Raw genomic sequence first — 25,679 nt, forward strand, 5'->3', positions numbered from 1 at the left:
GCCCCCTGCGCGCTACGCTGCCGCGCGCGCCCGCTCCAACGCCTCCGTCACCTCCTGTCCCAGGCGCCGCTTGGCCCGCGCACCCACGGCGGTCCAGACGGGTTCGCCCTGCTGAAAGAGCATCATGGTCGGCATCGACAGAACCCCGTAGGCGGACTGCGTGCCACCGTTGGCATCGACGTCGATCGTCACCACCCGAAGCTCCTCACGTCGCTCCGCGGCGAGCTCGGCCAGCACGGGCGCCATCATCCGGCACGGCGGGCACCACGCCGCCGTGAACTCCACCAGCACCGGCTTCGCGCTCCCCAGCACCTCGGCCGCGAAGTCCGCGTCGGTCACCTCGGTGACCAGCTCACTCGTCCCCGCCATCAGTCCACTCCCTCTCGCTCGTCCTCGTCATGTGCCTTGCGCTGCTCACTGTCCTCGGCCTCACTCCGCGGCGAGCTCGCACCGGGCCGGCGACGGCTGCTCCGCCGTCACCGCGACCTCGGCGCGGGCCAGCTGGGCTCCCACCTGGTCCCGCACCTCGCGCAGGCGGTCGATGCACGCGTCCAGCTCGGCCAGCTTGCGGCGGTAGACGTCGAGCGAGGCCGGGCAGGAGTCACCGCTCGGGTGCCCGGCGCGCAGGCACTCGACGAAGGGCCGGGTCTCCTCCAGCTCGAAACCGAAGTCCTGGAGCAGCCGGATCTGCCGTAGCAGCCGCAGGTCGTCCTCGTCGTAGCTGCGGTAGCCGTTGCCGCCGCGACGCGCGGTCAGCAGACCGCGCGTTTCGTAGTACCGCAGCGTCCGGGTCGTCGTCCCGGCCCGCCGTGCCAGCTCACCGATGCGCATGTCCCCGACGGTAGACCTTGCCCCTGACGTCAACGCCAGCACACGGTTCCGAACGCGGGCGCGGGCGTGCGGGCGGGCGGTTCCGACGGCGCGGGCGCGCGGGTCGGCTCAGCTCAGGCGCGAGGTGTTCGCCCGTGCGCTCTGCTGCAGGATCGCCGGGAGGGTCAGCTCCGCATACGTCGCGTTCATCGCCGCGACCAAGGCGTCGGCGTCGTCCGGGTGGGCAGCCAACTGCGCGTCGAACTCCCGGAGGTAGTCGCCGGTGAAGGCGAGCACCCGCCGCGCGTCGTCGTCCTGGCCGGGCGCGCGGTGACCGGCAATCAGCCGCTCCGGGCCGAGGCCGCGCACGGTCTCGAGCCCGGCGAGCCAGTCGGAGCGCTCCTCGGGCGTGGTCTCGGCGGTCCAGACATGGGTGCCGTTGAAGACCACGTCACCCGCGATCACCGTCTTCGCCCCCGGAACGTGGACGACGGTGGACGCCTCGCAGTCGCCCTGACCGATGGCCAGCACGTGCACTTCCGCGCCGTCGACCCGCAGCGTGTCCGCAGGCAGCGGGCCGGGGACGATCGGCGCGGAGGTCACGTCGTCCCCGAAGACCTGCCGCCACTGAGCCACCTTCGCCAGCCCGGTCCGGGTGATCGCGTCGATCACCTCCGGGTCCGCGTAGACGGGCGTGCCCGGGAAGAGGCGGAGCACCTCCTCGGTGCCGAAGTAGTGCTCCGCGTGCGGATGGGTGATCACGATCGCGCTGAGCGTTCGCGCCCTTCCGGCGATCCATTCGGCAAGCTCACGGCCGGCACTCCGGGTGAGCTGGGTGTCCACCAGCACGGCATGCTGCGGACCGAGGACCAGCGACGAGGTGGCGAAGTACGCTCCCTCGGGCCCGGTGAACACGTCGACCTCGACGTCGGCCTCAGCCTTCACGTAGGCCTCGGCCACGTCCTTGTCCGGGTCCTTGTCCGCGTCCTTGTCCGGAGTGCCCTCGGTGTCCGAGGTGTCCTTCGCCATCGCCCAGCCTCTTCCAGCTCGTCCCAGCCGCCAGCTCGCCCCAGCTCACAGCCGTTCGGCAGCCAACGCGGACACAGGTCCATCGGCATCATGGCAAATTCCGCCCGTTTACCAGGGATTTCACCACTTCTCGGCGCGCCAGCCCGCCGAGTCGACCGCACCGGGAGTGGGCCCGTCGAGCGGGTACGGCTCGCGGGTCAGCACAAAGGTGCCCATGTCCAGGTGGCTGATCGCGGCTTCCCCTCCGGCCCCGGCTGCCGACTCGGCGCCGCGCACCACGCGCATCGTCTCGCCGTGCCAGTAACCACCGGTCACCGTCCAGGTGTCGCCGTCCCAGGTCTGCCCGTCGGCCGGACGCAGCAGCGAGACCCGCTCGCGCGGCGCGGCCAGCTGAACCAGCTCCAGCTCGTTCTCGCCGACCAGGCGCAGTCCGCACGCGGTCGGCCCCCAGTACCAGGGACCGGTCAGCGCCAGCACCGCCGGATCGTAGGAGGTCAGCGGACGCCACGGCTCGGGGAAGTCCGGCTCCCGCTCGGCGACGATGCCGACCAGGTCGGCGGCGAGCTCGCTGACACTGAAGTTGGGGGCCGAGGTGGTGTTGGTCAGCACCACCGCGCCCAGCCGCTCCGCCGGGGCAATCCACAGCGCGGCGAGGAACCCGGGCATGGACCCGGTGTGCCCGGCCAACGCCACCCCGCCGGCGTGATCCAGCGCCAGGCCGAGGCCGTAACCGCCCTCGCCCGGGGCCTGGGGCTCACGCATCTCGGCGAGCGTGGCCGCCGACAACACCCGGTCGTCCCCCGCCGAGAGGAAGGCGGCCCAGCGGAGCAGGTCGTCCACGGTGGACCAGAGCTGTCCGGCCGGAGCCATCCGCCCGGTCTGCGGCAACGGCTCGGCCAGGATCACGTCTGCCCACGGATGCACGGCCCAGCCACCCGCATGCGGCGCCTCCGGTACGGCCGTGGTCCGCCGCATGCCGAGGGGGTTGAGCACCTCGCGGTGGAGCACGGTGTACCAGTCGTCGCCGCGCAACCGCTCCACCAGCGCGCCCAGCAGGCCGAATCCGACATTGGAGTAGTGGAACACCCGCCCGGGCTCGTGCCGGAGCGGCGGCTCCTGCAGCAGGTCCGCCAGCTCGGGACGCAACGACCCATCGGTCCGCTCCCACCATGGCCCCGGCGGCTCCGCCGCCAGTCCCGAGGTATGCGCGAGCAACTGGCGGACGGTCAGCTCCCCGGCCCCCGGACCGACGTCCGGCAGGTGCTCACCGAGCCGGTCCGACAGGCGCAGCAGGCCCTCGTCACGCAGGCGCAGCACCAGCACCGCCACAAAGGTCTTGGTGATCGAGCCGATCCGGAACTGCACGTCCGTGGTGGGCGCACGCCCGTCGACCATGCTGCGCGCCCCCCACCAGAGGCGCTCCCCGCTACGCAGCACGCCTGCGACGACGCCGGGCAACCGCCCATCGCGCTGGGCCAGGGCGATCCGGTGGGCAAGAGCACGCCGGGTCTCCGGCAACAGGTCGGTGAAGTCGTCGTCACCGACGACATGACGAGAGTGAGTCTTCGACGTGGGCATGCGCCGACGCTAACGCCCTGGGGGCGGCCTCCGGAAACGAATTGCCGCGATGCCGTTCAAGATCGTCAACTGTCACACGTGTGACAGTTGACGATCTTGGTCGGCGCCCTCGACCCCACTCACCACCTGGTTCAATCCGCAAACGCCACCAGCACGTTGAGTTCCACCCGCAACCGCTCGGCCTGCTCATCACGCCCGGCCCGCTCGCACGCCGCCACGGCGGCCTCCCGCTCGGCAACCTCCGCCCGCACGATCGCGCGGACATCCGCCTCCGTCAGCACCCGCCGAGCAACCTCCGCCACTCCGACCCCGGCCGGAGTCGCCTCGATCGCCGACGACTCCCGCGGTCCGCCCTCCACCAGTTCCGCTCCGGGCCGCTCGACCGCCTCCGCGTTCTCGATCGCCCCCAACGTCGCCCGCACCACGGATGCGGCCACCCGGTCCCGGCCCTTGATCGCCACCGTCAGAGCGTCACGCAGCCGCTGCCGAACCGGCACCACGGTCTCGTTCGTCGTCATCCCGGGACGCTACCGCGTAGCCGGGACCGCGAGCAGCGCATTTTCCTCCGCCACACCCAGGGCCACGTTCAGGCACGGCTGCATGACCACCTGCGTACCCTGACTGTGCGACGACGCATGGTCCGACTTCGCCAACGACCGGGCGGAGCAACGCCAGTGGACCTCTGCTGCATCATGTCGGTGAGCGACCGCACCAAGGCACTGCCGTGGTTCGAGGCGTTCTTCGGACGCCCCGCAGACAAGGTCATCGGCGAGACGCACTGTGGCAGGTCGGCCAGAACGTGAGGATCGATCGCGCACCGATGGGATTCCCGCGCCGCGCTGGTCTATACGCCGGACACCCACGAACGGAAGGCTAGGCCATGCGGAAGCTGATCTACGGCATGAACCTGACCCTGGACGGCTACATCGCCGCGGCCGGCGACGACATCGGCTGGAGCGGACCGCCGAGCAACGAGCTGTTCCAGTGGTGGCTCGACTTCGAGCAGGCGAGTGGCCTGTCGCTGTACGGACGCAAGCTATGGGAGACGATGAGCTCCTACTGGCCGACGGGCGACCAGCAGCCCAACGCCACCCCGGCGGAGATCGAGTTCGCGCGGAACTGGCGGGACACGCCGAAGGTGGTGTTCTCCTCGACGATCGGCAAGGTCGACTGGAACACCCGCCTGGTCACCGGCGACGCGATCGCCGAGATCACCCGGCTCAAGGCCGAGGACGGCGCCCCAATGAGCATCGGCGGCGCAACGCTCGCCGGGGCGGCCATGCGCGCCGGGCTGATCGACGAATACGCGATCGCCGCCCATCCGGTCCTGGTGGGCAGTGGTACGCCGTTCTTCACCGCGCTGGACAGCTGGGTGAACCTGAACCTGGTGGAGACCCGGACGCTTCCCGGCGGCGTGGTCCTGACCAGGTACGAGACGAGGCGCTGAGCAGCTGCGCGTCTCAGCTCTGCGCCATGTCCACGAACCGCGAGTAGTGACCCTGGAACGCCACCGTGATCGTCGCCGTGGGACCGTTACGGTGCTTGGCCACGATCAGGTCCGCCTCACCGGCGCGCGGGGACTCCTTCTCGTACGCGTCCTCGCGGTGCAACAGGATGACCATGTCCGCGTCCTGCTCGATCGAGCCGGACTCACGCAGGTCGGAGACCATCGGCCGCTTGTCGGTGCGCTGCTCCGGACCACGGTTCAGCTGTGACAGCGCGATGACCGGCAGCTCCAACTCCTTGGCCAGCAGCTTGAGGTTTCGGGACATCTCCGAGACCTCCTGCTGCCGACTCTCGGCCCGCCGGGAGCCGCCGTTCTGCATCAGCTGGAGGTAGTCGATGACCACCAGCCTCAGGTCGTTGCGCTGCTTGAGCCGACGGCACTTGGCCCGGATCTCCATCATCGACAGGTTCGGCGAGTCGTCGATGTAGAGCGGCGAATCGTTCAGGTCCTGCATCCGCCGCGCCAGACGGGTCCAGTCCTCGTCTGTCATCGCGCCCGTACGCATGTGGTGCAGCGCGACTCGCGCCTCCGCCGAGAGGAGACGCATGGCGATCTCGTTGCGCCCCATCTCCAGGGAGAAGAAGACGCTCGGGATCTTGTGACTGATCGAAGCAGAACGGGCGAAGTCGAGCGCCAAAGTCGACTTTCCCATGGCGGGTCGTGCCGCGACCACGATCATCTGGCCCGGGTGGAGCCCGTTGGTCAGCGAGTCGAGGTCGGCGAAGCCCGTTGGGACGCCGGACATCTGGCCGCTGCGGGAGCCGATGGACTCGATCTCGTCGAGCGCGCCCTCCATGATGTCGCCGAGGGGGGCGTAGTCCTCGTTGGTGCGCTGCTCGGTGACCGCGTAGATCTCCGACTGGGCGCGGTTGACGATCTCGTCGACGTCGCCCTCCGCCGCGTAGCCCATGCCGGCGATGCGGGTGCCGGCCTCTACCAGGCGGCGGAGCACCGCGCGCTCGTGGACGATCTCGGCGTAGTACTCGGCGTTGGCAGCTGTCGGGACCGAGTTGACCAGGGTGTGCAGGTAGGACGGGCCGCCGACGCGGGTGATCTCGCCGCGCTTGACCAGCTCGCTGGCGACCGTGATCGGGTCGGCCGGCTCACCGCGAGCGTAGAGGTCGAGGATGGCGCCATGGATCAGCTCGTGCGCCGGGCGGTAGTAGTCGCCGGGCTTGAGGACCTCGACGACGTCCGCGATGGCGTCCTTGGAGAGCAGCATGCCGCCCAGGACGGACTGCTCGGCGGCGATGTCCTGCGGCGGAACGCGCTCGTAGGCGGCCTCCTCCGCGCTCCTGCCGGCGCCGGAACCAGAACCGGAGCCGAAGGACGAGCCGCCGTCACGGCCACCCCGGCTGTCGCGGTCGCGGTCGCGGTCGCCGCCACCGCCGCCGGACCCGCCGTCGGGCCGACGCGAGAACGGCAGCCGGTCACCCGCACCGCCGGAACCCGACGCGGAGGCCCCGGAAGGGGACGGGGACCAGTCGTCGTCCGGCGGCGGAGGGACGTCGTCAAAGCCACCGTCGTCGTACGGTGCCCCGCTCATCGGTGCCCCGCTCATCGGTGCCGCCCTCCCGTGCCTGAACTGCCGTGCCCGAACCCTGCCGTGTCGGCACCTGCCGACACGGCTCCGGCCGCCGTGGAGGCAGCCGTAGCGCTCCATTCAACGGCACCGGTCTGACAATGGCCAAGACGGTTATCCACAGGGCATGTGGATGAAGGCGCATCAACTGTGGACAACTGCCCGGATCCTGTGCACGACGCGGGGGACAACCTGTGGACAACCCTGCGAACATCTGTCGCCACCGGCACTGACCTGCAATGATTGCCCCCATCGCCTGTGCAGGAGAAAAACTTCACAACACGCCCGAAGATCATGACAAACGGTGTACAGGCGACTGCACGGCGCAGCGGAGCCCCGCTCCCCGTAATGAGCAAAAGCACATTGAACCTATTACCTGTGGATGACTACGGTAGGACCATGCGACTGCGCCCCCATGACCGGGAGATTCTCACCCTCGCCGTCCCGGCCTTCGGCGCACTCATCGCCGAACCGCTCTTCCTGATGGCCGACTCCGCCATCGTCGGCCACCTGGGCACGGCGCAACTGGCCGGTCTCGGCGTCTCCGCGGCGCTGCTGGCGACGCTGGTCAACGTCTTCGTCTTCCTCGCCTACGCCACCACCTCTGCCGTGGCCCGCCGGATCGGCTCAGGCGACCGTCGGGCCGCCGTCCAGCAGGGCATCGACGGGGTCTGGCTGGCGCTGCTGATCTCCGTCGTGGTGGTCGCCGCGGCCGTGCCGCTCGCGCGCCCGATCGTCGACCTGTTCGGCGCCTCATCCAGCGCCGCGCCCTACGCCGTCGACTACCTGCGGATCAGCAGCTTCGGCATCCCGGCCATGCTGATCGTCCTGGCCGCCACAGGAGTGCTGCGCGGCCTGCAGGACACCCGCACCCCGCTGGTCGTGGCCGTGGCCGGCTTCTCCGCCAACCTGCTGCTCAACCTGGGCCTGGTCTACGGCGCGGGCCTGGGCATCGAGGGCTCGGCGCTCGGCACGGTCGTCGCCCAGTGGGGCATGGCGGCTGCCTACCTGACGGTGGTCCTGCGCGGCGCCCGCCGCACCGGCGCGAGCCTGACCCCGGACCTGGCCGGGATACGTGCCAGTGCCACCGCCGGAGCCCCACTGCTGGTACGGACGTTGAGCCTGCGCGCGATCCTGCTGATCGCCACGGCGGTCGCCGCCCGGCTCGGCAACACCGCCATCGCCTCGCACCAGATCGCCATGTCGCTGTGGAGCTTCCTCGCCTTCGCCCTGGACGCGATCGCCATCGCCGGACAGGCCCTGATCGGCCGTTGCCTGGGCGCGGGCGACGCGGCGGGCGCACGGGTGGCCACCCGGCGGATGGTGCAGTGGGGCGTCGGCACCGGCGTGGTGCTGGGCAGCCTGCTGATCGTCGCTCAGCCGCTCTACCTGCCGCTGTTCACGGCCGATCCGGCGGTCCAGCGCCAGCTGCTGCCGGTGCTGGTGGTGGCGGGGGTGATGCAGCCGGTCTGCGGCGTGGTCTTCGTGCTGGACGGCGTGCTGATGGGTGCGGGCGACGGACCTTACCTGGCCTGGGCGATGCTGGCGACGCTGGCCCTGTACGCGCCGGTGGCGCTCGCTTACGGCACGCGGGGGCTGGTCGGCCTCTGGGCGGCGATCGGCTTCGCCATGGTGGTCCGGATGGTCTCCATGGCCCTCCGCGCCCGCACCGGCGTCTGGCTGGTCACCGGCGCGGTCCGGGCTTGAGGCAGGACAACGTCCCCAAGGCAGGCATGCAAAAGGGGCGCGGGGTGGAAACCCCGCGCCCCTCTCGTTTGAGCTTCGCTCAATTGAGCAATCGTCAGGCGGCGACGACGTTGACGCTGATAGCAGCGGCAACCTCGGGGTGCAGCTTGACGGTGACCTGGTGGGCACCGGTGGTCTTGATCGGCGAGCCGATCTCGACGCGGCGCTTGTCGACCAGCGGGCCGTCGACGGCCTTGATGGCCTCGACGACGTCGCCCGGGGTCACCGAGCCGAACAGACGACCGGCGTCGCCCGCACGGACGGCCAGCTTGACGCTGAGCGCCTCGAGCTTGGCCTTGACCTCGTTGGCCTGGTCCAGAGTCTGGATCTCGTGGATCTTGCGGGCGCGACGGATCGCGTCCACGTCCTTCTGGCCACCCTTGGTCCAGCGGATGGCGAAGCCACGCGGGACCAGGTAGTTGCGGGCGTACCCGTCCTTGACCTCGACGATGTCGCCGGCGTTGCCGAGACCCGAGACCTCGTTGGTGAGGATGATCTTCATGATTCGGTCACCCTCCTATTCAGCGAGCGGTCGAGGTGTAGGGCAGCAGAGCGACCTCGCGGCTGTTCTTCACAGCCGTGGCCACGTCGCGCTGGTGCTGGGTGCAGTTGCCGGTGACCCGGCGGGCGCGGATCTTCCCACGGTCGGAGATGAACTTGCGAAGCAAGTTCGTGTCCTTGTAGTCGACGTAGGTGATCTTGTCCTTGCAGAAGACGCAAACCTTCTTCTTGGGCTTGCGCACGGGCGGCTTCGCCATCGTGTACTCCAGTGTTCGTGATCAAGTCGTGGTGCAGCGCGCCCGAAGAATCGGGGCGCCGCGGTACTGAGCGCTGCTTAGAAAGGAGGCTCGTCCGAGTAGCCACCGCCGCCGCCGGCCGGGGCACCCCAGCCGCCGCCGCTTTGCTGACCGCCGCCCTGCTGACCGCCGCCCGCCGGGGCGCTGGACGCCCAGGGGTCGTCGGCCGGGCCGGACTGCGGGGCGCCTCCGCCCCAACCGCCGCCGCCCTGCTGGCCGCCGCCGCCGTAACCACCGCCCTGCTGACCGCCGAAGCCGCCACCACCGCCGCCACCGGAGCGCTGGGCCCGGGTGACCTTCGCGGTGGCCGAGCGCAGGCTCGGACCGACCTCGTCGACCTCGACCTCGAAGACGGTCCGCTTCTCGCCTTCCTTGGTCTCGTACGAGCGCTGGCGCAGACGGCCCTGCACGATGACGCGCATGCCGCGCTGCAGCGACTCGGCCACGTTCTCCGCGGGCTGCCGCCAGACGTTGCACGTGAGGAAGAGGCTCTCGCCGTCCTTCCACTCGTTGGTCTGGCGGTCGAAGGTGCGGGGGGTCGACGCGATGCGGAACTTCGCGACGGCCGCACCCGACGGGGTGAACCGCAGCTCAGGGTCGTCGACAAGGTTGCCGACAAGGGTGATGACGGTCTCGCCTGCCATGTTCGACCTCTCGGAGAAGACGTGCGCGGGATTACGGGTGGTGCGGTGCTACCAGGACGTGCCTCCCGGGCCTTGCGGGCCCGTGGAAAGCAGCGATGCTCAGTGGGTGTCCGGGCGCAGGACCTTGGTGCGCAGCACCTGCTCGCTCAGGTTGAGCTGACGGTCCAGCTCCTTGACGACAGCAGGCTCAGCCTTGATGTCGAGCACGGAGTAGATGCCCTCGGACTGCTTCTTGATCTCGTACGCCAGGCGACGGCGTCCCCAGGTGTCGACCTTCTCCACCGAGCCGCCGCCGGTGCGGACGACGTTGGCGAAGGTATCGATCAGCGGGGAGACAGCGCGCTCTTCGACCGACGGGTCGAGGATCACCATGACTTCGTAGTGACGCATTGTGGAACCCACCTCCTCTGGACTTATGCGGCCACGGTCTTTCCGTGGCAGGAGGGTCTTCAATACACGTCAGCAACAGTAGTGGCCGCCACTGACAACGCCGTCCCGTGACGGCGACAAAAACCGTGCCAGGGATGACAATGCCGGATACGACCACACCGGTGCAGACGGTCCAGCCTACAGGCACCCGATCGGGGGCTTGTAATCCACCCCCGTATCGCCGCAATCTGTACACATCGGGTATGGACCGCACTACTGTGCGTAGTCAAACGGCTCCCGAGCATGACCTCCCGAAGGAGGCTGTCCCATGGCTCAGTCAACAGGCCAGCAGCAGCTCGCCCACCGGAACCCGCTGGCAGCCCTGCTGAACACCGACGGCAAAGCGCATCCCCTGGAGAACACGCTCACCGCGGTGACCGCCGTCCTCGGCATCATCGCCATCGCCACCTGCGCCTTCCGCGGCCTGCACGTACTGGCGTCCTGGGCCGGGCTGGTCGGTGTGATCACCGCGGGTGTCGCGCAGTACAAGTCGGCGACCACCGCCGAGCGGTTCATCATCGTGGTCTTCGGCGGCGCGGCAGCGGTCGGCCTCGGCATCGGCCTGGCCCATGGCGGCCTCATCCCCTAGCCAACCCCGGCCAGGCCACTGACCGGCGGTTACCCGTCGGTCACGGAAACCGCCTGGGCCGACGGCGGGACACCACCCGCACCGCCCGTCGGCTCTATGGGGTGCTCCTGCTGGGCAGTAGGCTGCGCACTTGACGCGATCCATGCCCGAGGAGCACCCCCACATGAGCCTGCGCCTGAGGACCATCAGCCGCGAGGAGCACCTGGCCTTCATCCGTAGCCTGCCCTCCGCGAGTCACATGCAGGTGCCCTCGTGGGCAGACGTCAAGGCGGAGTGGCGCAACGAGAGCATCGGCTGGTTCGACGACCGCGGCCAGATCGTCGGCGCGGGCCTGGTGCTCTACCGGCAGCTGCCCAAGGTCAAGCGGTACCTCGCCTACCTGCCCGAGGGCCCGGTCATCGACTGGTTCGACCCGAACCTCGAGGGCTGGCTGCGCCCGATGCTGGACCACCTGAAGGGCAAGGGCGCCTTCACGGTGAAGATGGGCCCGCCGGTGATCATCCGCCGCTGGCAGGCGGAGACCATCAAGAACGCCATCGCCGCGGGCGAGGCCAAGCGGCTGCGCGACATCGAGGCGGACTGGTACGAGCCGCGCGCCATCGACACCGCGGACCGGCTGCGCCGGATGGGCTGGCAGCAGGGCGAGGACGGCGGGGCCGGCTTCGGTGACGTCCAGCCGCGCTACGTGTTCCAGGTGCCGCTGGCCAACCGCTCGCTGGACGACGTACTGAAGGGCTTCAACCAGCTCTGGCGGCGCAACATCAAGAAGGCGGACAAGTCCGGCGTCGAGATCGTCCAGGGCGGCTACGACGACCTGCCGGTCTTCCACCAGCTCTACCTGGAGACGGCCGAGCGCGACCAGTTCATCCCGCGCCCGCTGTCCTACTTCCAGCGCCAGTGGACCGCGTTGGCCGCTGAGGACCCCAACCGGATGCGCCTGTACCTGGCGTACCACGACGGGGACGCGCTGGCCGGGACCACGATGATCACGGTCGGGCAGCACGTCTGGTACTCCTACGGCGCCTCCACGGTGCACAAGCGCGAGGTGCAGCCGAACAACGCGATCCAGTGGCGGATGATGCGCGACGCGTACGCGCTCGGTGCGACGGTCTACGATCTGCGCGGCATCAGCGACACGCTCGACGAGTCGGACCACCTCTTCGGTCTGATCCGGTTCAAGGTGGGGACCGGCGGCCAGGCGGCGGAGTACCTGGGCGAGTGGGACTTCCCGCTCAACAAGCTGCTGCACAAGGCGCTCGACATGTACATGCAGCGTCGCTGACGCCGACGCCAACCCCACGCTCGCTCGCAACGATCCCGGAAGGCCCCTCCCATGGCGCTCAGTCTCTACGTGGACACCCCTCGCTGGCGTGACCACCAGCGCAAGGTGCTGGGGGCCTTCCCCGGCCTGGTTCCGGTCGCCAAGGGCAACGGCTACGGCTTCCGCAACACGCGTCTGGCGGAGGAGGCCACCCGCCTGGGCGCCGACATGCTGGCCGTCGGCACCGCCTACGAGGCGGCCGAGCTCAAGGACATGTTCGGCCGCGACCTGATCGTGCTGACCCCGTACCGGATCGGCGAGGACCCGGTCCCGCTGCCGCACCGGGTGATCCGCACGGTCGGCACGGTCGAGGGCGTCCGCGCCCTGGTCGGCGGCCGGGTGATCGTGGAGTGCATGACCGGCATGCGCCGCCACGGCGTCGCGCCCGAGGACCTGGCCAAGCTCCGGATGGCCGTCGACGACGTGCGCCTCGAGGGATTCGCGGTGCACCTGCCGATGGACCGGCCTGACGGCGTCGACCCGCTGGCCGAGACCGCGCGCTGGGTGGACCAGCTGCGCACCGCCGGGCTGCCGCTGCGGACCTTGTTCGTCAGCCACCTCAGCGCGTCGGAGATGGAGCAGCTCCAGGGTTGGTACCCGGAGGTCAGGTTCCGGGCGCGGATCGGCACCCAGCTCTGGCTGGGCGACCACGGCGCGATCGACTCCCGCGGCACGGTCATGGAGGTCCACCGTCTCGCCAAGGGCGAGCGCTTCGGCTATCGCCAGCACCGGGCCTCCGGCGACGGCCACCTGCTGGTGGTCGCGGGCGGCACCGCACACGGCGTGGGCCTGGAGGCCCCGAAGAACATGAGCGGCCTCACCCCGCGCGCCAAGAACCTGGCTCGCGCTGGCCTGGCCACGCTGGGCCGCAACACCTCGCCATTCAGCTGGAACGGCAGCAAGCTCGCCTTCGCCGAGCCCCCGCACATGCAGGTCTCGCTGCTATGGGTCCCGGGCGAGGTCGCCCCGCCCGCGGTGGGCGAGGAGCTGAAGGCCACGCTGCGGCACACCACCACGCTCTTCGACCGGGTCGTCGACCAGCACTGAGCCCAGGTAGCGGCTGCTGCGAGCAACGGCAGTTCAGTTCAGTTCACCAGGCACGACAAAAACGGACCAAGATCATCAAATGTCACGCGTGTGACACTTTCCGATCTTGGTCCGTTCGGCGTTCACCAGGCCATGCCGGGCGAAGGCCCTACGCGCCGGGGTCGACAGCCGTCCCGGTGGCGAAACTGGTCGGCCCGGCCGGGCCGGCCGACTGCCGCGCGGCGGCGGGCTGCACCTTGACGCCGCTCAGCGTGAAGACGTCACCCGCGCCGTCCAGCACGCCACCTGACGGGTCATCACTGCCGTCCACGCGCACCGGATCCCAGGACGGCAGCAGGATGTCGCGGATGATCATCACCGACATGAAGAGTGTCCCCATGATGTGGACGGCCACGGCAGCGTGGTACCAGTCCATCGGCAGACCCTTCTGGGCCGTGCTGGAGGTGTAGGCGAGGTAGTACCAGATCCCGAGGAAGTAGAGCACCTCGCAGGTCTGCCAGATCAGGAAGTCGCGCCACCGCGGCCGGGCCAGCACCGCCAGCGGCACCAGCCAGAGCACGTACTGCGGCGAGTAGACCTTGTTGGTCAGCACGAACGCCGCCACCACCAGGAAGGCCAGCTGTGCGAAGCGCGGACGCCGGTGTGCTCCCAGCGCCAGCCAGGCGATGCCCAGGCAGCAGAGCCCCAGCAGCACGGCCGTCAGCGCGTTGACCGTGCCCGTCGAGACGTTGAGCCAGCCGTTCTGCGACAGGATCAGCCAGAACGAGCCGAAGTCCACGCCACGGCTCTCACTGAACGTGTAGAAGGTGGCCCAGCCGCTGAAGTTGGCCACCATGAACGGGATGTCGACCACCAGCCAGGCCACCGCCGCGCCCACGAAGGCCTGCCAGAACTCGCGCATCCGGCCCGCCCGCAGGCAGAGCAGCAGCAGCGGGCCCAGCAGGAAGACCGGGTAGAGCTTGGCCGCCGTCGCCAGGCCCAGCAGCACACCCGCCCAGACGGGGAAGCGACGCGACCAGAGCGCCATGCCCACCGCGGTCAGCGCCACGGCCAGCAGGTCCCAGTTGATCGTCGAGTCCAGCGCCAGCACCGGCGCCAGCGCGAAGAGCAGCGCGTCCCAGGGACGCCGACGGTGCGTCCGCGAGACGGCGACCACCGCGACGACCGCGCAGATCATCAGCATGCCCGCGTTGACCAGCCAGAACATCTGCTCGCGGTACATCTCCGCGCCCGTGCCCGGCGTCAGCGCGGCTGCCGCCCACATGAAGACGCCGGTCAGGACCGGGTACTCCAGGTACTGCATGCTGGGGTCGGTCGAGCCGGGGATCTTGTCGACGTAGGGGATGTTGCCGGGCAGGTTGAAGCCGCGCAGCGAGAAGAGGTGCGGGACGTCGCTGTAGCAGGCGTGGTCGTACTGCGCGGTGGCGCCGAAGAACCAGCCGCTGTCATAGCAGGGCACCTTCTGGATCATGCCGAGCGCGAAGATCACGATCGTGAGCACGGCCAGCATCCGCGCCGCCGACCACCAGCCGACGCCCAGCAGGGCGCGGCGTCCCGGCGGCCCGCCGAACAGCTCGCTGCCCACCGCCGCGACCGGGTCCTCGTCGGCGGGCACCACCACGGTGTCCTCCGGCGGCGGGACCGGCAGGCGGGGCTGCGGCCGCCGGTGCGCGGCAGCGTCGTCGTCCGCCGTCACCTCCGAGCCGTGCGACGGGCCCTCGGGCGCGGGCGAGCCGGCTCCAGCATCCCCGCCGGGGGAATCCCCGTCAGGAACGTCGGCCTCGTCGGCCTGGTGGTCACTCGACGTCATACCGCTCATCCTGCCGCACGATCCTTTCCTCAGGTTGTGGACAACGCGCTGCGGCCCCGACCCGTAGGGGGTCGGGGCCGCAGCGTACCTGCCTCAGCTGGGTCCCCGGGACGGCTCAGCCGTCCCGCCCGGAACCGGCCGGATCAGCTCCGTCAGCCGCCCGGAACGCTGTTGGTTCCTGCTGTCGCCGGACCGGAGGGGTTACCGCCGTGGTGGCGACCCGTCGGTGACGGGTTGCCCCCCGAGGACGACGGGCCACCGCTCGGGCTGCTGGTGTTGCAGGTGCCCGCGAAGATGTCCGCCAGCGAGCACGTCGAGCTGCTCGAGGAGGGCGACGAGGTGTCGCTCGGCTGGCCGGACGGGTTGGCGGTCGCGGTGTTGCTCGGCGACGCGGTCACCGTGGCCGTCGGAGTGGGCTGCGCGGTTGGGCTGGGCGCGGGCATGCCCGGCTCGTTGGAACCCGGCTGCGTGAAGGGCTGAGGCGTCGGGAACTGCGCGTCCGGCTGACCGTTCAGCGCAGCCGACATGTAGTCGGTCCACACCTGCGTCGGCATGTCGGCGCCGAAGACCTTCGGGTAGCCACCGACGCCGGCCATCGACTCCAGCTGGCCCTTCACCGGGTCTTCCTTGTACAGCATCACCGAGGTGGAGAGCTGCGGCGTGTAGCCGATGAACCAGGCCGACTTGTAGTCGTCGGTGGTACCGGTCTTACCGGCCGCGTTACGACCCAGCGCCAGCGCGTTGGTACCCGTGCCCTTCTTGACCACGTCCTGGAGGACATTGGTGACGGTGTTGGCAACCTGCTGGGTCATGGCGAACTTCGCCGATTCGGCGGGAACCCAGGTCTGCGCGACTCCTTCGTACGTCACCGACCGAACCGAGACCGGTTCGTGCTGCATGCCCTGGTCAGCGAAGGTGGCGTAGGCGTCGGCCATGCGGATCGCGCTCGGCGTCGAGGTGCCGATGTAGAAGCCCGCCGTGTCGGTCTGCAGCGAGGACTCGGTCAGCCCGACATTCATCGCCATCTTCTCGACGTTGTCGTACCCGACGTCCTCGCCCAACTGCACATACGGCGTGTTGATGGAGTTCTCCATCGCATACCGGAGCGTCTGGTAGCCCGGCATGTCAGTGCTGTCGTTGGCCTGGTGCAGCAGGCCGTCCGGCTCGGGACAGGCCGAGGTGCCGGAGTTGTCCGTCAGCCAGGTGCCGTCCTGCTTGTGGATCTTCAGACAGTCGTCGGCGTTGTACTTGCTGTCCGGCGTGATCGGCATCCGCGGACCGTTGGGCGTCTGGACCGCTTGGTCCGTCATCGCCGCAGCGAGGTCGATCGGCTTGAAGGTCGAACCGACCGGAACACCAAGAGTGTTGGCATTGTCGACGTAGTAGCCCTTGTCCATGCCCACGCCGCCGTAGATCGCCTTGATCTCACCGTTGGTCGGGTCAACGGAGGCGGCGCCCACCTGGACGTTCTGGTCGGCAGAACGCTCCTTCGGGTTGATGTGCTGCGACTCCATCTTCTGCACGGAAGTCGAGAGCGCGTTGACATCGTTCTTGTTGAAGGTGGTGTAGATCTTGTAGCCACCCTGCGCCAACAGGGCGTCGGTCAGCTGACCGTTCGAGTGCGTCTCGGCGTAGTTGGTCGCCAGGTCGACCAGGTAACCCACCTGACCGGTCAGACCGGGGTTGTGCTTCCAGATCTGTGGCATGGGGAAGCCCTTGGCCAGGTCCGCCTGCTCGTCGGCCTGGGTCATCCAGTTGTTGACGACCATGCGGCTGAGCACGTACTGCCAACGTCCGGTCGCAATGGAGAGCGCCGTCTTGTCCGTGTCCACGTTCTGGAAGGTGGACGGCTGGTTGACCGTCGCGGCGATGAAGGCGCCCTGACTGAGGGTCAGCTGATTGGCGTGGACGCCGTAGTAGGCCTCCGCCGCAGCCTCGATGCCGTAGGCGCCGCGTCCGTAGTAGTTGGTGTTGAGATAGCCCTCGAGCACCTGGTCCTTGGACATCCCGCCGTTCCCGATCTTTATCGAGATCAGGATTTCCTTGAGCTTGCGGGAGGCGGTCTGCTGGCTGTTGAGGTAGACGTTCTTGACGTACTGCTGGGTGATCGTCGAACCCGACTGGACGCTGCCACCGGTCGCCATGTTGCGCACGGCGCGCAGGATGGACATCGGGTCGACACCGCTGTTGGTCTCGAAGGTCTCGTCCTCGGCGGCCATGAAGTCGTGCTGGATGTCCTGCGGGACGTCGGCCAGCGACACGTTCTGCCGGTTGTAACCGGTGGTCGCCATGACGTCTTTGTTGTCCCAGTAGAAGACGTTGCCCTGCAGCTTGCTGGCCGCGTTGGCGTCGGGAATGCTCACCGTCGCGTACGCGTAGCCGACCACGCCGGTCAGACCGCCGAAGATCACCAGGAAGGTGCTGAGCACCAGCTTCCACGAGGGCAGCCAGCGGCGGACGCCACTCTTGCCCCAGCGCGGATAGTCGATGAGCCGCTTCGGCCTTGGCCCGCTCGGCGGCTGCTTTCCGGCACCGCGGGAGCCGCGACCGGGCCCTCCGTTGCCTCCGGCTCCGCCGCCGCCCTTGCCCTGCGCGGCACGGCGCATCTCGGCGCGGGTCATCCGCGGCTGGGCCGCGGTCTGCCCGGGCGAGCCACCCGGCTGCGGGCGGGCCGTGGTCCGGCGCGGCGGCAGGCCGCCACTGGAGTTGGACCCGACCGAGCCGCGACCGGCAGACGTGGGACCGTCGGGGCGGCGACCGTTCTGCGGTGGTTTGCGCCGATGTTCGCTCATGCTGCTTCCAGCTGCTCCTCGGACTGCAGGCTGTACTGCCTGAAGGCGGTGATCCTGATCCCCCAAGGCGCAAGCCGAAGAGACCAGACTGCGCCGTGGACGGGGACGCCGAAGGGGCATCCCTGGTTCCCGCAAATCCCGGCGGCTTTCTGCATAGCCGACAGAGTACGCAGCCCGGGAAGCCCTCTAACCGGGCGTCAGCTACCAATTCGGGCAAAACGGCAGCGGATCCTTATCAAAGGGCAGCCAAACTCCCGTTCGCACCGGGCTTTGGTCACATCGTCACCACGGGCCCCTTATGCACAACTGACAACTGTGAGCGTCGCCACCGAACCGCCTCTTGCCCGAGCCACGGCCGCGGCATATCGTTTCGATGTATCGGCTCGATACATCGCAATGGCATACTTGCGAGTGTCGGACCGCACGGACGTTACAACAGACAACGCGGACCACGCGGAGCGAAGGGAGGCGGGCCCGTCCATGAGCAGACGCTCAGGAATCCTGGAGTTCGCCGTCCTCGGCCTGCTGCACGATTCACCGATGCACGGCTATGAGCTGCGCAAACGACTCAACGTGCTGCTGGGTTCCTTCCGCGCCTTCTCCTATGGCACCCTCTATCCCTGCCTCAAGGGCCTGGTGGCCCAGGGCTACCTGGTCGAGGACAACCCGGACGCCGAGTACATCCCGGCCACCGCGCTCAACGGCAAGCGGTCGAAGATCGTCTACCGGCTGACGCCCGAGGGCAAGCAGCGCTTCGAGGAGCTGCTGGCCGACTCCGGCCCGGACGCCTGGGAGGACGAGCACTTCGGCGTGCACTTCGCCTTCTTCGGCCAGACCGACAGAGCCGTGCGGATGCGCGTGCTGGAGGGTCGCCGGAACCGGCTGGAGGAGCGACTGGAGCGGATGCGGGCATCGCTCGCCCGCACCAGGGAGCGTCTGGACGCCTACACCCTCGAACTGCAGCGCCACGGCCTGGAGTCGGTCGAGCGCGAGGTCCGCTGGCTCAACGAGCTGATCGAGACCGAGCGCGCCAACCGCAACGGCCGTGGCCCCGGAGCCGCCCCACCGGGCGGCGAACCACTGATTTCGGACGGCCTCGGACCGGCAGGCAACGCCCCGCCCGGTCCCCCCGACCGCCCGGAGCGCTGACGCGCTGAAACCGCGCCTCTCCACCGAGGTGTTCCACACCGAGGTCTTGTACGACGCCGTGACGAAGCGGCGCCGACGCACCAGGAGACCGAAGGCGCATGCGGGTGGCAGGGGGACTGCCGGCATCACGAATTGACGTACCGCAGGGAATGAAGACAGAGAGCTTCGCGCTCCGGCGCGACTCTCACGATCAACAGGGAGCAACCGGAATGAGTTCGGTTCGCGTAGCCATCGTGGGTGTGGGCAACTGCGCCGCCTCGCTGGTGCAGGGTGTCGAGTACTACAAGGACGCCGACCCGAACAGCCGCGTGCCGGGCCTCATGCACGTGCAGTTCGGTGACTACCACGTCCGTGACGTCGAGTTCGTCGCCGCGTTCGACGTGGACGCGAAGAAGGTCGGCCTCGACCTCGCGGACGCGATCGGCGCGTCCGAGAACAACACCATCAAGATCTGCGACGTGCCCTCCACCGGCATCCAGGTGCAGCGCGGCCACACGCACGACGGCCTCGGCAAGTACTACCTGGAGACCATCGAGGAGTCCGACGAGGAGCCGGTCGACGTCGTCCAGATCCTCAAGGACCGCCAGGTCGACGTCCTGGTCTGCTACCTGCCCGTCGGTTCCGAGGTCGCGGCGAAGTTCTACGCCCAGTGCGCCATCGACGCCAAGGTCGCCTTCGTCAACGCCCTCCCGGTCTTCATCGCCGGCACCAAGGAGTGGGCGGACAAGTTCACCGAGGCCGGTGTCCCGATCGTCGGTGACGACATCAAGTCCCAGGTGGGCGCCACCATCACGCACCGCGTGATGGCGAAGCTCTTCGAGGACCGCGGTGTCATCCTCGAGCGCACCATGCAGCTGAATGTCGGCGGCAACATGGACTTCAAGAACATGCTCGAGCGCGAGCGCCTGGAGTCCAAGAAGATCTCCAAGACGCAGGCCGTCACCTCCCAGATCCGCGACCGTGACCTGGGTGCCAAGAACGTCCACATCGGCCCGTCCGACTACGTCGCGTGGCTCGACGACCGCAAGTGGGCCTACGTCCGCCTTGAGGGCCGCGCCTTCGGTGACGTTCCGCTGAACCTGGAGTACAAGCTCGAGGTCTGGGACTCCCCGAACTCGGCCGGTGTCATCATCGACGCCGTGCGCGCCGCGAAGATCGCCAAGGACCGCGGCATCGGTGGCCCGATCCTCTCCGCGTCCTCCTACTTCATGAAGTCCCCGCCGGTTCAGTACTTCGACGACGAGGCCAAGGAGAACGTCGAGAAGTTCATCCGCGGCGACGTCGAGCGCTGAGCACTGAGCTTTGAGCGCTGACTGACGCATGACGGAAGCGTCCAGCAGGCCGTACTGGCCTGCTGGGCGCTTTTTCATGATCGCCAACTGTCACGCGTGTGACATTTCGCGATCTTGGTCGCGTTTTCACGTGAATCCTCCGCCTTACCGTGCCACGCTTGGCCGGTGGCGACGACCGCGAGCAAACCCCCCCTGCGTGAGCTGCTCACGCTCCGCGGCTTCCGCCGACTGCTGGCCACGCGACTGCTCTCCCAGCTCTCCGACGGTGTCTTCCAGGCCGCGTTGGCGGCCTTTGTCGTCTTCTCGCCGGAGCGGCAGCCGACGCCGGCCGCCATCGCCTCCGCCTTCGCCGTCCTGCTGATGCCGTTCTGCCTGGTCGGACCGTTCGCCGGGGTACTGCTCGACCGGTGGCGGCGCCGCCAGGTGCTCGTCCACGGCAACCTGCTGCGTCTGGTCTGCTGCCTCGCCACCGGCGCACTGGTCGCGATCCAGGCTCCGACCTGGGTCTTCTTCACCGCCGCCCTGGTGGTCACCGGGGTCAACCGCTTCGTACTGGCCGGCCTCTCCGCCGCGCTGCCGCATGTCGTCAGCGAGCAGCTGCTGATCGGCGCCAATGCGCTCGCGCCCACGGCCGGGACCCTGGCCGCCACCCTCGGTGGCGGCGCGGCCTTCGTGGTCCGGTTGGCCCTGCCGGCCAGCGCGATCAGCAACGCCCTGCTGGTCTGTCTGGCCGGGATCGGCTACGCCTCCTCCGCGCTGGTCGCCGCGACCATGGGCAAGGACTCGCTCGGCCCGGAACGCTCCGATCTGGAGCACGCCCACGAGACCACCGTCCGGACTGCCGTCGCCGACACCGCCCGCGGACTGCTCGACGGCTTCCACCACCTGGTCCACGAGGGCAAGCCCGCCGCCCGCGCCCTCGGCGCGATCACCGTCTGCCGGTTCTGCTACGGGCTGCTGCTCGTGCTCCTGCTGATGCTCTGCCGCAACACCTTCGCCGCGCCCAGCGACCAGACCGCGGGCCTGCGTTGGCTGGGCCTGGCGCTGGGCGCCTCGGCCGGTGGCTACTTCTCCGCGGCCGCCCTGACGCCCTGGGCCGGGCAACGGCTGACCGTGCCGGGCTGGCTGACCACCTGCTGCGCCCTGGGGGCGGTGGTGACGGCAGCTCTGGGCCTCTTCTTCACCCCGTGGCCGACCATGGTCGCCGCCTACGCGCTCGGCCTGCTCACCCAGGCCGCGAAGATCAGCACCGACACCCTCGTCCAGAGCAACGTCGACGACGCCTACCGAGGACGCGTCTTCGCGCTCTACGACGTCCTCTTCAACGGGGCTCTGGTGGCCGCCGCCGCGCTCTGCGTGGCGCTGCTGCCGACCTCCGGGCGCTCGGTGACCGTGGTGCTGACGGCGGCGGCGCTCTACGGCGTCGCCGCCGTCGGCTACGGCAGCACCCGCCCCTGGCGGACGGGCGCCACGCCGGTCCCGCCTAAGCCGACCGCTCCGTCCACCACTGCCTGAGCGCGGCCGTCGCCGCCTCCTCGCCCAACGGGCCCTGCTCCAGCCGCAGTTCCAGCAGGAACTTGTACGCCTCGCCGACCTCGCGGCCCGGCTTGATGCCGAGCAGCGCCATGATCTGGTCGCCGTTGAGGTCCGGGCGGATGGCGTCGAGCTCCTCCCGGTCCTTCAGCTCGGCGATGCGCCGCTCCAGGCTGTCGTAGGTGCGGGAGAGCGACTGCGCCTTCTTCTTGTTGCGGGTGGTGCAGTCCGAGCGGGTCAGCTTGTGCAGCCGGTCCAGCAGCGGCCCGGCGTCGCGCACGTAGCGGCGCACCGCCGAGTCGGTCCACTCGCCGCTGCCGTAGCCGTGGAAGCGCAAGTGCAGCTCGACCAGCCGGGAGACGTCCGCGATCAGCTCGTTCGAGTACTTGAGCTCCCGTAGCCGCTTCTTGGTCATCTTCGCGCCGACCAGCTCGTGGTGGTGGAAGGAAACGCCCCCGCCCGGCTCGAAGCGGCGGGTGCGCGGCTTTCCGATGTCGTGCAGCAGCGCGGCCAGACGCAGCGTCAGGTCCGGCTTTCCGTCGCCCTCGCCGGTCCCCTCCAGCGCGATGGCCTGCTCCAGCACGGTCAGGCTGTGCTCGTAGACGTCCTTGTGGCGGTGGTGCTCGTCGCGCTCCAGGCGTAGTGCGGGCAGCTCCGGCAGGACTCGGTCGGCCAGACCGGTGTCGACCAGCAGGGTCAGGCCCGTGCGCGGGTGCTGCGACAGCACCAGCTTGTTGAGTTCGCCCTGGATCCGCTCGGCGGAGACGATCTCGATGCGGTCGGCCATCTCGGTCATCGCGGTGACCACCTCGGGCGCGACCTCGAACTCGAGCTGGGCGGCGAAACGGGCGGCGCGCAGCATCCGCAGCGGATCGTCGGAAAAGGACGCCTCCGGCGTGCCCGGGGTGCGCAGCACGCGCTCGGCCAGGTCGGACAGCCCGTGGTGCGGGTCGATGAACTCGACCTCCGGCAGCCGCACCGCCATCGCGTTGACCGTGAAGTCGCGGCGGACCAGGTCCTCCTCGATGGTGTCGCCGAAGGAGACCTCGGGCTTGCGCGAGTTCCGGTCGTAGAGCTCGGAGCGGTAGGTGGTGATCTCGATCTGCAGGTCGTGCTTGCGCACCCCGACGGTGCCGAAGGCGATGCCGACGTCCCAGACAGCCTCGCCCCAGCCCTTGACCAGCTTGAGGATCTGCTCGGGCCGGGCGTCCGTGGTGAAGTCCAGGTCGTTGCCGAGGCGACCCAGCAACGCGTCCCGCACCGAGCCGCCGACCAGCGCCAACGTGAATCCGGCCTGTTGGAACCGACGCCCGAGCTCCTCCGCCACCGGGTAGGCGCGCAGGATCTCGCGCACGCGCTCAGCCTGTTGCTCGCTCAGCGAGCCAGCGGGTGCAGCGGGTGCGGTTTCGGGCATGGGGAAGCCGGACGGCATAGCGTTGGACACGACAGACAAGGGTACGGGCCGACGGGCCCGCCGTGCTGCGAGTAACCCGCAGGACGCTCACGCGGTCCACAGATCCGATCTTCCCCCCATCCGGTCCTGCCCACCGGCACACCGAACGGCTCAGCGTCGTTACCATGCCAGGGCGCGGAACGCGCGGGGCAGCTGGGGTCAGCACATCAGGACGGCGAGGGCGCGTGGGCGAGGCGGCGACGGGGAGGTGGCGGGCGAGCGATGCGCCCAGGAACAGCCGGGTGGTGCGACGACGCTCACCACGACGGCAACGGCTCGCACGACTGAGTCGCCTCTCACTGGCCTCGGGTCTGGTGCTGCTGGCAGGCCCTACCCTGGCCCCGGCCGCACAGGCCGCGCCACGGGTCACTGTGGCCGGTGTACCCACCTTCACGCAGTCCGCCGCCCGCGCGCCGCAGGCGGCGGACGACGCACCGGCTGACGCGCACGCCTCGGTGCAGGTGACCCTGAACACCGTCAGCCCGGCCGCGCCCGCGCCCGACGGCGACGTGACGCTCAGCGGCGTCGTCACCAACCGCGCCGCGGGCGCCGTCAACGGCCTGCACGTCGGCGTCACCTACGGCAGGCAGATGTCCAGCCGTTCCGACATCGAGTCGATCGCCTCCGCGGGCGGCCCGCAGCAGAGCGACCCGAGCGAGATCGACGACCCGAGCCTGCAGGACCAGATCGGCACGCTGGCCCCCGGCGCGAGCGCCTCGTTCTCGCTCAAGGTCCCGATCAGCAAGCTCCAGCTCGGCTCCAGCCCCGACGGCGTCTACTCCGTCGGCGTGGACGCACAGAACGCGAACGGCGCCGCCCTCGGCACCCTGCCGCTGGGCATCACCCGCACCTTCCTGCCGGTCCACCCCTCCAGCGACACCGCCAAGCCCACCCAGGTCGCGACGCTCTGGCCGGTGACGGACGCGCCGACGATCCAGGCGCAGACCTACGTCGACAGCAACGGCGTCGAGCAGCCGGTCCTCACGAACGATCTGGCCACCTCGCTCGGCCCCGACGGCCGCCTGGGCCAGCTCGCCTCGATCGGCACGCAGAACGCGAACCTGCACCTGACCTGGGTGGTCAACCCGGACCTCATCGACACCGTCTACGCGATGACGAACGACTACCAGGTCCTCACCGGCGGCGACACGGGCGGCGCCAACGCCACCTGCAACTGCGTCCGGAAGGGCAGCGGCCAGGACGCCGCCAAGGCCTGGCTCACCGCCATGCAGCAGGCGCTCGCGGCCGGCAAGCCCGAGGTGGTCTCCCTGCCCTATGCCGACCCGGACCTGGCCTCCCTCGCGCACAGCAGCACCGGCCGCCAGCAGCTCAGCGCGCTGCTCCCGCTCGCCAACACGTCCCTGGGCCTGGACCGGCTGCAGGTGGACGCCGAGCACGACGTGGCCTGGCCCTACCAGGGTTATGTGGACACCTCCGTCGCCTCGCTGGCCAAGTCGATGGGCGCGGACAAGGTCATCGTCAACGGCGCGAGCATGCCGGACAGCGGCAACCTCAACTTCACGCCCAACGCGGCCCGCCCGATGGGCGACGGCATGACCGCGGTGGTCGCCGACAACCAGCTGACCGACATCTTCTCCGGCGACCTGTCCACGCAGAGCGAGCAGACCGCGGCCACCCAGCGGTTCCTCGCCGAGACGCTGGAGATCACCCTCGAGCGTCCGGACCAGCAGCGGGACGTGCTCGTCCAGCCGCCGCGGGAGATGTCCACGGCGACCGCGCAGACGCTGGTCAAGGCGCTGAGCGAGGCCCAGGGCGGCAAGTGGGTGCAGAGCGTCAACCTCGACGACGTCGTCAACGCCGGCGCCACCCCGGGTGCCAACACCTCGGTGCCGGCGCCGCACGCCTACCCGTCCTCGGCGCGCGGCAGCGAGCTCAGCGGCTCCACCATCAACGACCTCAGCACGTTCCAGGGGCAGCTTTCCCAGCTGCAGCAGATCCTGACCCGCCCGGACCGGCTCCGCGACCCGTTCAGCGCGGCGATGGTCCGCTCGGTCTCCACCGCCTGGCGCGACAATCCCGCCGCCGGTGACAGCTACCGGGCGAACATGGGCGGCTATCTGGGTACCCTGCAGGACTCGGTCCGGCTGATCCCCAAGATCACCGACGTGGTGGTGCCGGGCGACAACTCCTCCGCGACGGTCGCCGTCAGCGTGGAGAACGACCTGGAGCAGACGGTGAGCAAGATGCAGCTGCGCCTGATCGTCGAGCAGTCGCCGCGTCTGCGTATCGACTCGGACCCGGTGCAGGACGTCACCGTCGCCGGAGGCCGCACCAAGACCACCTACCGGTTCCGTGTCACCGCGCTCGCCAACGGGACCGTCGACATGAAGGCGGAGCTGTCCACCGCCCAGAATCCCGACGCGCCGTTCGACTTCATGACCTTCCAGGTCAATGTGACCTCGGTCTCCACCGGAGTGATCGCGGTCATCGCCAGCGGCGGGTTGCTGCTGGTACTCGCCGGTCTGCGGCTCTACTGGAAGCGGAAGAAGAACGCGGCACTCGCTGCCGCCTCGTCCGAGGGCCCGGAGCCGGAGAACGCCGAGTAGCGTC

22 protein-coding genes are annotated in these 25,679 nt (G+C 69.4%); 9 read left to right on the plus strand and 13 right to left on the minus strand.

The window, feature by feature from the left end; genetic code table 11:
• Positions 1-12 precede the first annotated feature (12 nt).
• The 5 genes from trxA to ABH940_RS01315 form a co-directional block, all read right to left on the minus strand.
• A complete protein-coding gene (gene trxA, locus ABH940_RS01295) occupies positions 13-369 on the minus strand; it encodes a thioredoxin (RefSeq protein WP_370065100.1) in 357 nt (118 codons plus the stop codon).
• 60 nt (positions 370-429) lie between these two features.
• Positions 430-831 (minus strand): MerR family transcriptional regulator, encoded by a 402-nt coding sequence (locus ABH940_RS01300; RefSeq protein WP_370103973.1) that lies wholly within the window; start codon positions 829-831, stop codon positions 430-432.
• A gap of 108 nt (positions 832-939) precedes the next feature.
• A complete protein-coding gene (locus ABH940_RS01305) occupies positions 940-1,839 on the minus strand; it encodes an MBL fold metallo-hydrolase (protein WP_370103975.1) in 900 nt (299 codons plus the stop codon).
• 120 nt (positions 1,840-1,959) lie between these two features.
• A complete protein-coding gene (locus tag ABH940_RS01310) occupies positions 1,960-3,417 on the minus strand; it encodes a serine hydrolase domain-containing protein (RefSeq protein ID WP_370103977.1) in 1,458 nt (485 codons plus the stop codon).
• A 131-nt stretch (positions 3,418-3,548) separates the two neighbouring features.
• Positions 3,549-3,935, minus strand: a complete 387-nt coding sequence (locus tag ABH940_RS01315; RefSeq protein ID WP_370065092.1) for a hypothetical protein — start codon at positions 3,933-3,935, stop codon at positions 3,549-3,551.
• Positions 3,936-4,297: 362 nt separating this feature from the next.
• Here ABH940_RS01315 and ABH940_RS01320 point away from each other — a divergent pair, with 362 nt between their 5' ends.
• Positions 4,298-4,864 (plus strand): dihydrofolate reductase family protein, encoded by a 567-nt coding sequence (locus ABH940_RS01320; RefSeq protein WP_370065090.1) that lies wholly within the window; start codon positions 4,298-4,300, stop codon positions 4,862-4,864.
• 13 nt (positions 4,865-4,877) lie between these two features.
• Here the strand turns inward: ABH940_RS01320 and dnaB are convergent, their stop codons facing one another.
• On the minus strand, positions 4,878-6,470 hold the full coding sequence (dnaB, locus tag ABH940_RS01325) for a replicative DNA helicase (protein ID WP_370103979.1): 1,593 nt from the start codon (positions 6,468-6,470) through the stop codon (positions 4,878-4,880).
• A 435-nt stretch (positions 6,471-6,905) separates the two neighbouring features.
• Here dnaB and ABH940_RS01330 point away from each other — a divergent pair, with 435 nt between their 5' ends.
• Positions 6,906-8,213 carry an MATE family efflux transporter gene (locus tag ABH940_RS01330; RefSeq protein ID WP_370103981.1) on the plus strand — a complete coding sequence of 436 codons (1,308 nt, stop codon included), beginning with the start codon at positions 6,906-6,908 and terminating at the stop codon, positions 8,211-8,213.
• A 94-nt stretch (positions 8,214-8,307) separates the two neighbouring features.
• On the opposite strand, the gene rplI is transcribed toward ABH940_RS01330, so the two are convergent.
• The 4 genes from rplI to rpsF form a co-directional block, all read right to left on the minus strand.
• Positions 8,308-8,754, minus strand: a complete 447-nt coding sequence (gene rplI, locus ABH940_RS01335; RefSeq protein WP_370065084.1) for a 50S ribosomal protein L9 — start codon at positions 8,752-8,754, stop codon at positions 8,308-8,310.
• Between the two features lie 19 nt (positions 8,755-8,773).
• A complete protein-coding gene (gene rpsR, locus ABH940_RS01340) occupies positions 8,774-9,010 on the minus strand; it encodes a 30S ribosomal protein S18 (RefSeq protein ID WP_030254746.1) in 237 nt (78 codons plus the stop codon).
• A 77-nt stretch (positions 9,011-9,087) separates the two neighbouring features.
• On the minus strand, positions 9,088-9,693 hold the full coding sequence (locus ABH940_RS01345) for a single-stranded DNA-binding protein (protein WP_370065082.1): 606 nt from the start codon (positions 9,691-9,693) through the stop codon (positions 9,088-9,090).
• Positions 9,694-9,792: 99 nt separating this feature from the next.
• Complete coding sequence (gene rpsF / locus ABH940_RS01350) at positions 9,793-10,083, minus strand: 30S ribosomal protein S6 (RefSeq protein WP_370065080.1); 291 nt, start codon at positions 10,081-10,083, stop codon at positions 9,793-9,795.
• 307 nt (positions 10,084-10,390) lie between these two features.
• Between rpsF and ABH940_RS01355 the strand changes: the two genes are divergently transcribed.
• From ABH940_RS01355 to ABH940_RS01365, 3 genes are all read left to right on the plus strand, one after another.
• Positions 10,391-10,711, plus strand: a complete 321-nt coding sequence (locus tag ABH940_RS01355; protein ID WP_370065078.1) for a hypothetical protein — start codon at positions 10,391-10,393, stop codon at positions 10,709-10,711.
• A gap of 163 nt (positions 10,712-10,874) precedes the next feature.
• Complete coding sequence (locus ABH940_RS01360) at positions 10,875-11,993, plus strand: lipid II:glycine glycyltransferase FemX (RefSeq protein WP_370065076.1); 1,119 nt, start codon at positions 10,875-10,877, stop codon at positions 11,991-11,993.
• Between the two features lie 51 nt (positions 11,994-12,044).
• The gene (locus ABH940_RS01365; RefSeq protein ID WP_370065074.1) at positions 12,045-13,079 is read left to right on the plus strand and encodes an alanine racemase; all 1,035 of its coding nucleotides are present in this window, start codon (positions 12,045-12,047) and stop codon (positions 13,077-13,079) included.
• Positions 13,080-13,227: 148 nt separating this feature from the next.
• Here ABH940_RS01365 and ABH940_RS01370 read toward each other — a convergent pair whose 3' ends face one another.
• Positions 13,228-14,889 (minus strand): glycosyltransferase family 87 protein, encoded by a 1,662-nt coding sequence (locus tag ABH940_RS01370; protein ID WP_370103982.1) that lies wholly within the window; start codon positions 14,887-14,889, stop codon positions 13,228-13,230.
• Between the two features lie 152 nt (positions 14,890-15,041).
• Complete coding sequence (locus tag ABH940_RS01375) at positions 15,042-17,681, minus strand: transglycosylase domain-containing protein (RefSeq protein ID WP_370065070.1); 2,640 nt, start codon at positions 17,679-17,681, stop codon at positions 15,042-15,044.
• 480 nt (positions 17,682-18,161) lie between these two features.
• Here ABH940_RS01375 and ABH940_RS01380 point away from each other — a divergent pair, with 480 nt between their 5' ends.
• The 3 genes from ABH940_RS01380 (at position 18,162) to ABH940_RS01390 (ending at position 21,637) form a co-directional block, all read left to right on the plus strand.
• Positions 18,162-18,830 (plus strand): helix-turn-helix transcriptional regulator, encoded by a 669-nt coding sequence (locus ABH940_RS01380; protein WP_370065068.1) that lies wholly within the window; start codon positions 18,162-18,164, stop codon positions 18,828-18,830.
• A gap of 209 nt (positions 18,831-19,039) precedes the next feature.
• On the plus strand, positions 19,040-20,122 hold the full coding sequence (locus tag ABH940_RS01385; protein ID WP_370065066.1) for an inositol-3-phosphate synthase: 1,083 nt from the start codon (positions 19,040-19,042) through the stop codon (positions 20,120-20,122).
• Positions 20,123-20,287: 165 nt separating this feature from the next.
• Positions 20,288-21,637, plus strand: coding sequence for an MFS transporter (locus tag ABH940_RS01390; RefSeq protein WP_370065064.1), 1,350 nt, complete (start codon positions 20,288-20,290; stop codon positions 21,635-21,637).
• Here ABH940_RS01390 and ABH940_RS01395 read toward each other — a convergent pair.
• Positions 21,606-23,069 carry a CCA tRNA nucleotidyltransferase gene (locus ABH940_RS01395; protein WP_370065524.1) on the minus strand — a complete coding sequence of 488 codons (1,464 nt, stop codon included), beginning with the start codon at positions 23,067-23,069 and terminating at the stop codon, positions 21,606-21,608. The two genes, ABH940_RS01390 and ABH940_RS01395, sit on opposite strands and share 32 nt — an antisense overlap.
• 284 nt (positions 23,070-23,353) lie before the next feature.
• Here ABH940_RS01395 and ABH940_RS01400 point away from each other — a divergent pair, with 284 nt between their 5' ends.
• Positions 23,354-25,675: a DUF6049 family protein gene (locus ABH940_RS01400; protein ID WP_370065062.1), complete on the plus strand. Its 2,322-nt coding sequence runs from the start codon at positions 23,354-23,356 to the stop codon at positions 25,673-25,675.
• The last annotated feature ends 4 nt before the right edge of the window (positions 25,676-25,679 follow it).

The organism is Streptacidiphilus sp. BW17 (genome assembly GCF_041262485.1).
Lineage (GTDB): Bacteria > Actinomycetota > Actinomycetes > Streptomycetales > Streptomycetaceae > Streptacidiphilus.

Bases quoted from the DNA above. Each gene is read 5' to 3' on its own strand.
- trxA (WP_370065100.1), bottom strand. From the start codon at position 369: ATGGCGGGGACGAGTGAGCTGGTCACCGAGGTGACCGACGCGGACTTC.
- ABH940_RS01320 (WP_370065090.1), top strand. From the start codon at position 4,298: ATGCGGAAGCTGATCTACGGCATGAACCTGACCCTGGACGGCTACATC.
- ABH940_RS01300 (WP_370103973.1), bottom strand. From the start codon at position 831: ATGCGCATCGGTGAGCTGGCACGGCGGGCCGGGACGACGACCCGGACG.
- dnaB (WP_370103979.1), bottom strand. From the start codon at position 6,470: ATGAGCGGGGCACCGTACGACGACGGTGGCTTTGACGACGTCCCTCCG.
- ABH940_RS01370 (WP_370103982.1), bottom strand. From the start codon at position 14,889: ATGACGTCGAGTGACCACCAGGCCGACGAGGCCGACGTTCCTGACGGG.
- rplI (WP_370065084.1), bottom strand. From the start codon at position 8,754: ATGAAGATCATCCTCACCAACGAGGTCTCGGGTCTCGGCAACGCCGGC.
- ABH940_RS01385 (WP_370065066.1), top strand. From the start codon at position 19,040: ATGAGTTCGGTTCGCGTAGCCATCGTGGGTGTGGGCAACTGCGCCGCC.
- ABH940_RS01310 (WP_370103977.1), bottom strand. From the start codon at position 3,417: ATGCCCACGTCGAAGACTCACTCTCGTCATGTCGTCGGTGACGACGAC.
- ABH940_RS01380 (WP_370065068.1), top strand. From the start codon at position 18,162: ATGAGCAGACGCTCAGGAATCCTGGAGTTCGCCGTCCTCGGCCTGCTG.
- ABH940_RS01305 (WP_370103975.1), bottom strand. From the start codon at position 1,839: ATGGCGAAGGACACCTCGGACACCGAGGGCACTCCGGACAAGGACGCG.
- ABH940_RS01345 (WP_370065082.1), bottom strand. From the start codon at position 9,693: ATGGCAGGCGAGACCGTCATCACCCTTGTCGGCAACCTTGTCGACGAC.
- rpsR (WP_030254746.1), bottom strand. From the start codon at position 9,010: ATGGCGAAGCCGCCCGTGCGCAAGCCCAAGAAGAAGGTTTGCGTCTTC.
- ABH940_RS01355 (WP_370065078.1), top strand. From the start codon at position 10,391: ATGGCTCAGTCAACAGGCCAGCAGCAGCTCGCCCACCGGAACCCGCTG.
- rpsF (WP_370065080.1), bottom strand. From the start codon at position 10,083: ATGCGTCACTACGAAGTCATGGTGATCCTCGACCCGTCGGTCGAAGAG.
- ABH940_RS01360 (WP_370065076.1), top strand. From the start codon at position 10,875: ATGAGCCTGCGCCTGAGGACCATCAGCCGCGAGGAGCACCTGGCCTTC.
- ABH940_RS01315 (WP_370065092.1), bottom strand. From the start codon at position 3,935: ATGACGACGAACGAGACCGTGGTGCCGGTTCGGCAGCGGCTGCGTGAC.
- ABH940_RS01395 (WP_370065524.1), bottom strand. From the start codon at position 23,069: ATGCCCGAAACCGCACCCGCTGCACCCGCTGGCTCGCTGAGCGAGCAA.
- ABH940_RS01375 (WP_370065070.1), bottom strand. From the start codon at position 17,681: ATGAGCGAACATCGGCGCAAACCACCGCAGAACGGTCGCCGCCCCGAC.
- ABH940_RS01365 (WP_370065074.1), top strand. From the start codon at position 12,045: ATGGCGCTCAGTCTCTACGTGGACACCCCTCGCTGGCGTGACCACCAG.
- ABH940_RS01330 (WP_370103981.1), top strand. From the start codon at position 6,906: ATGCGACTGCGCCCCCATGACCGGGAGATTCTCACCCTCGCCGTCCCG.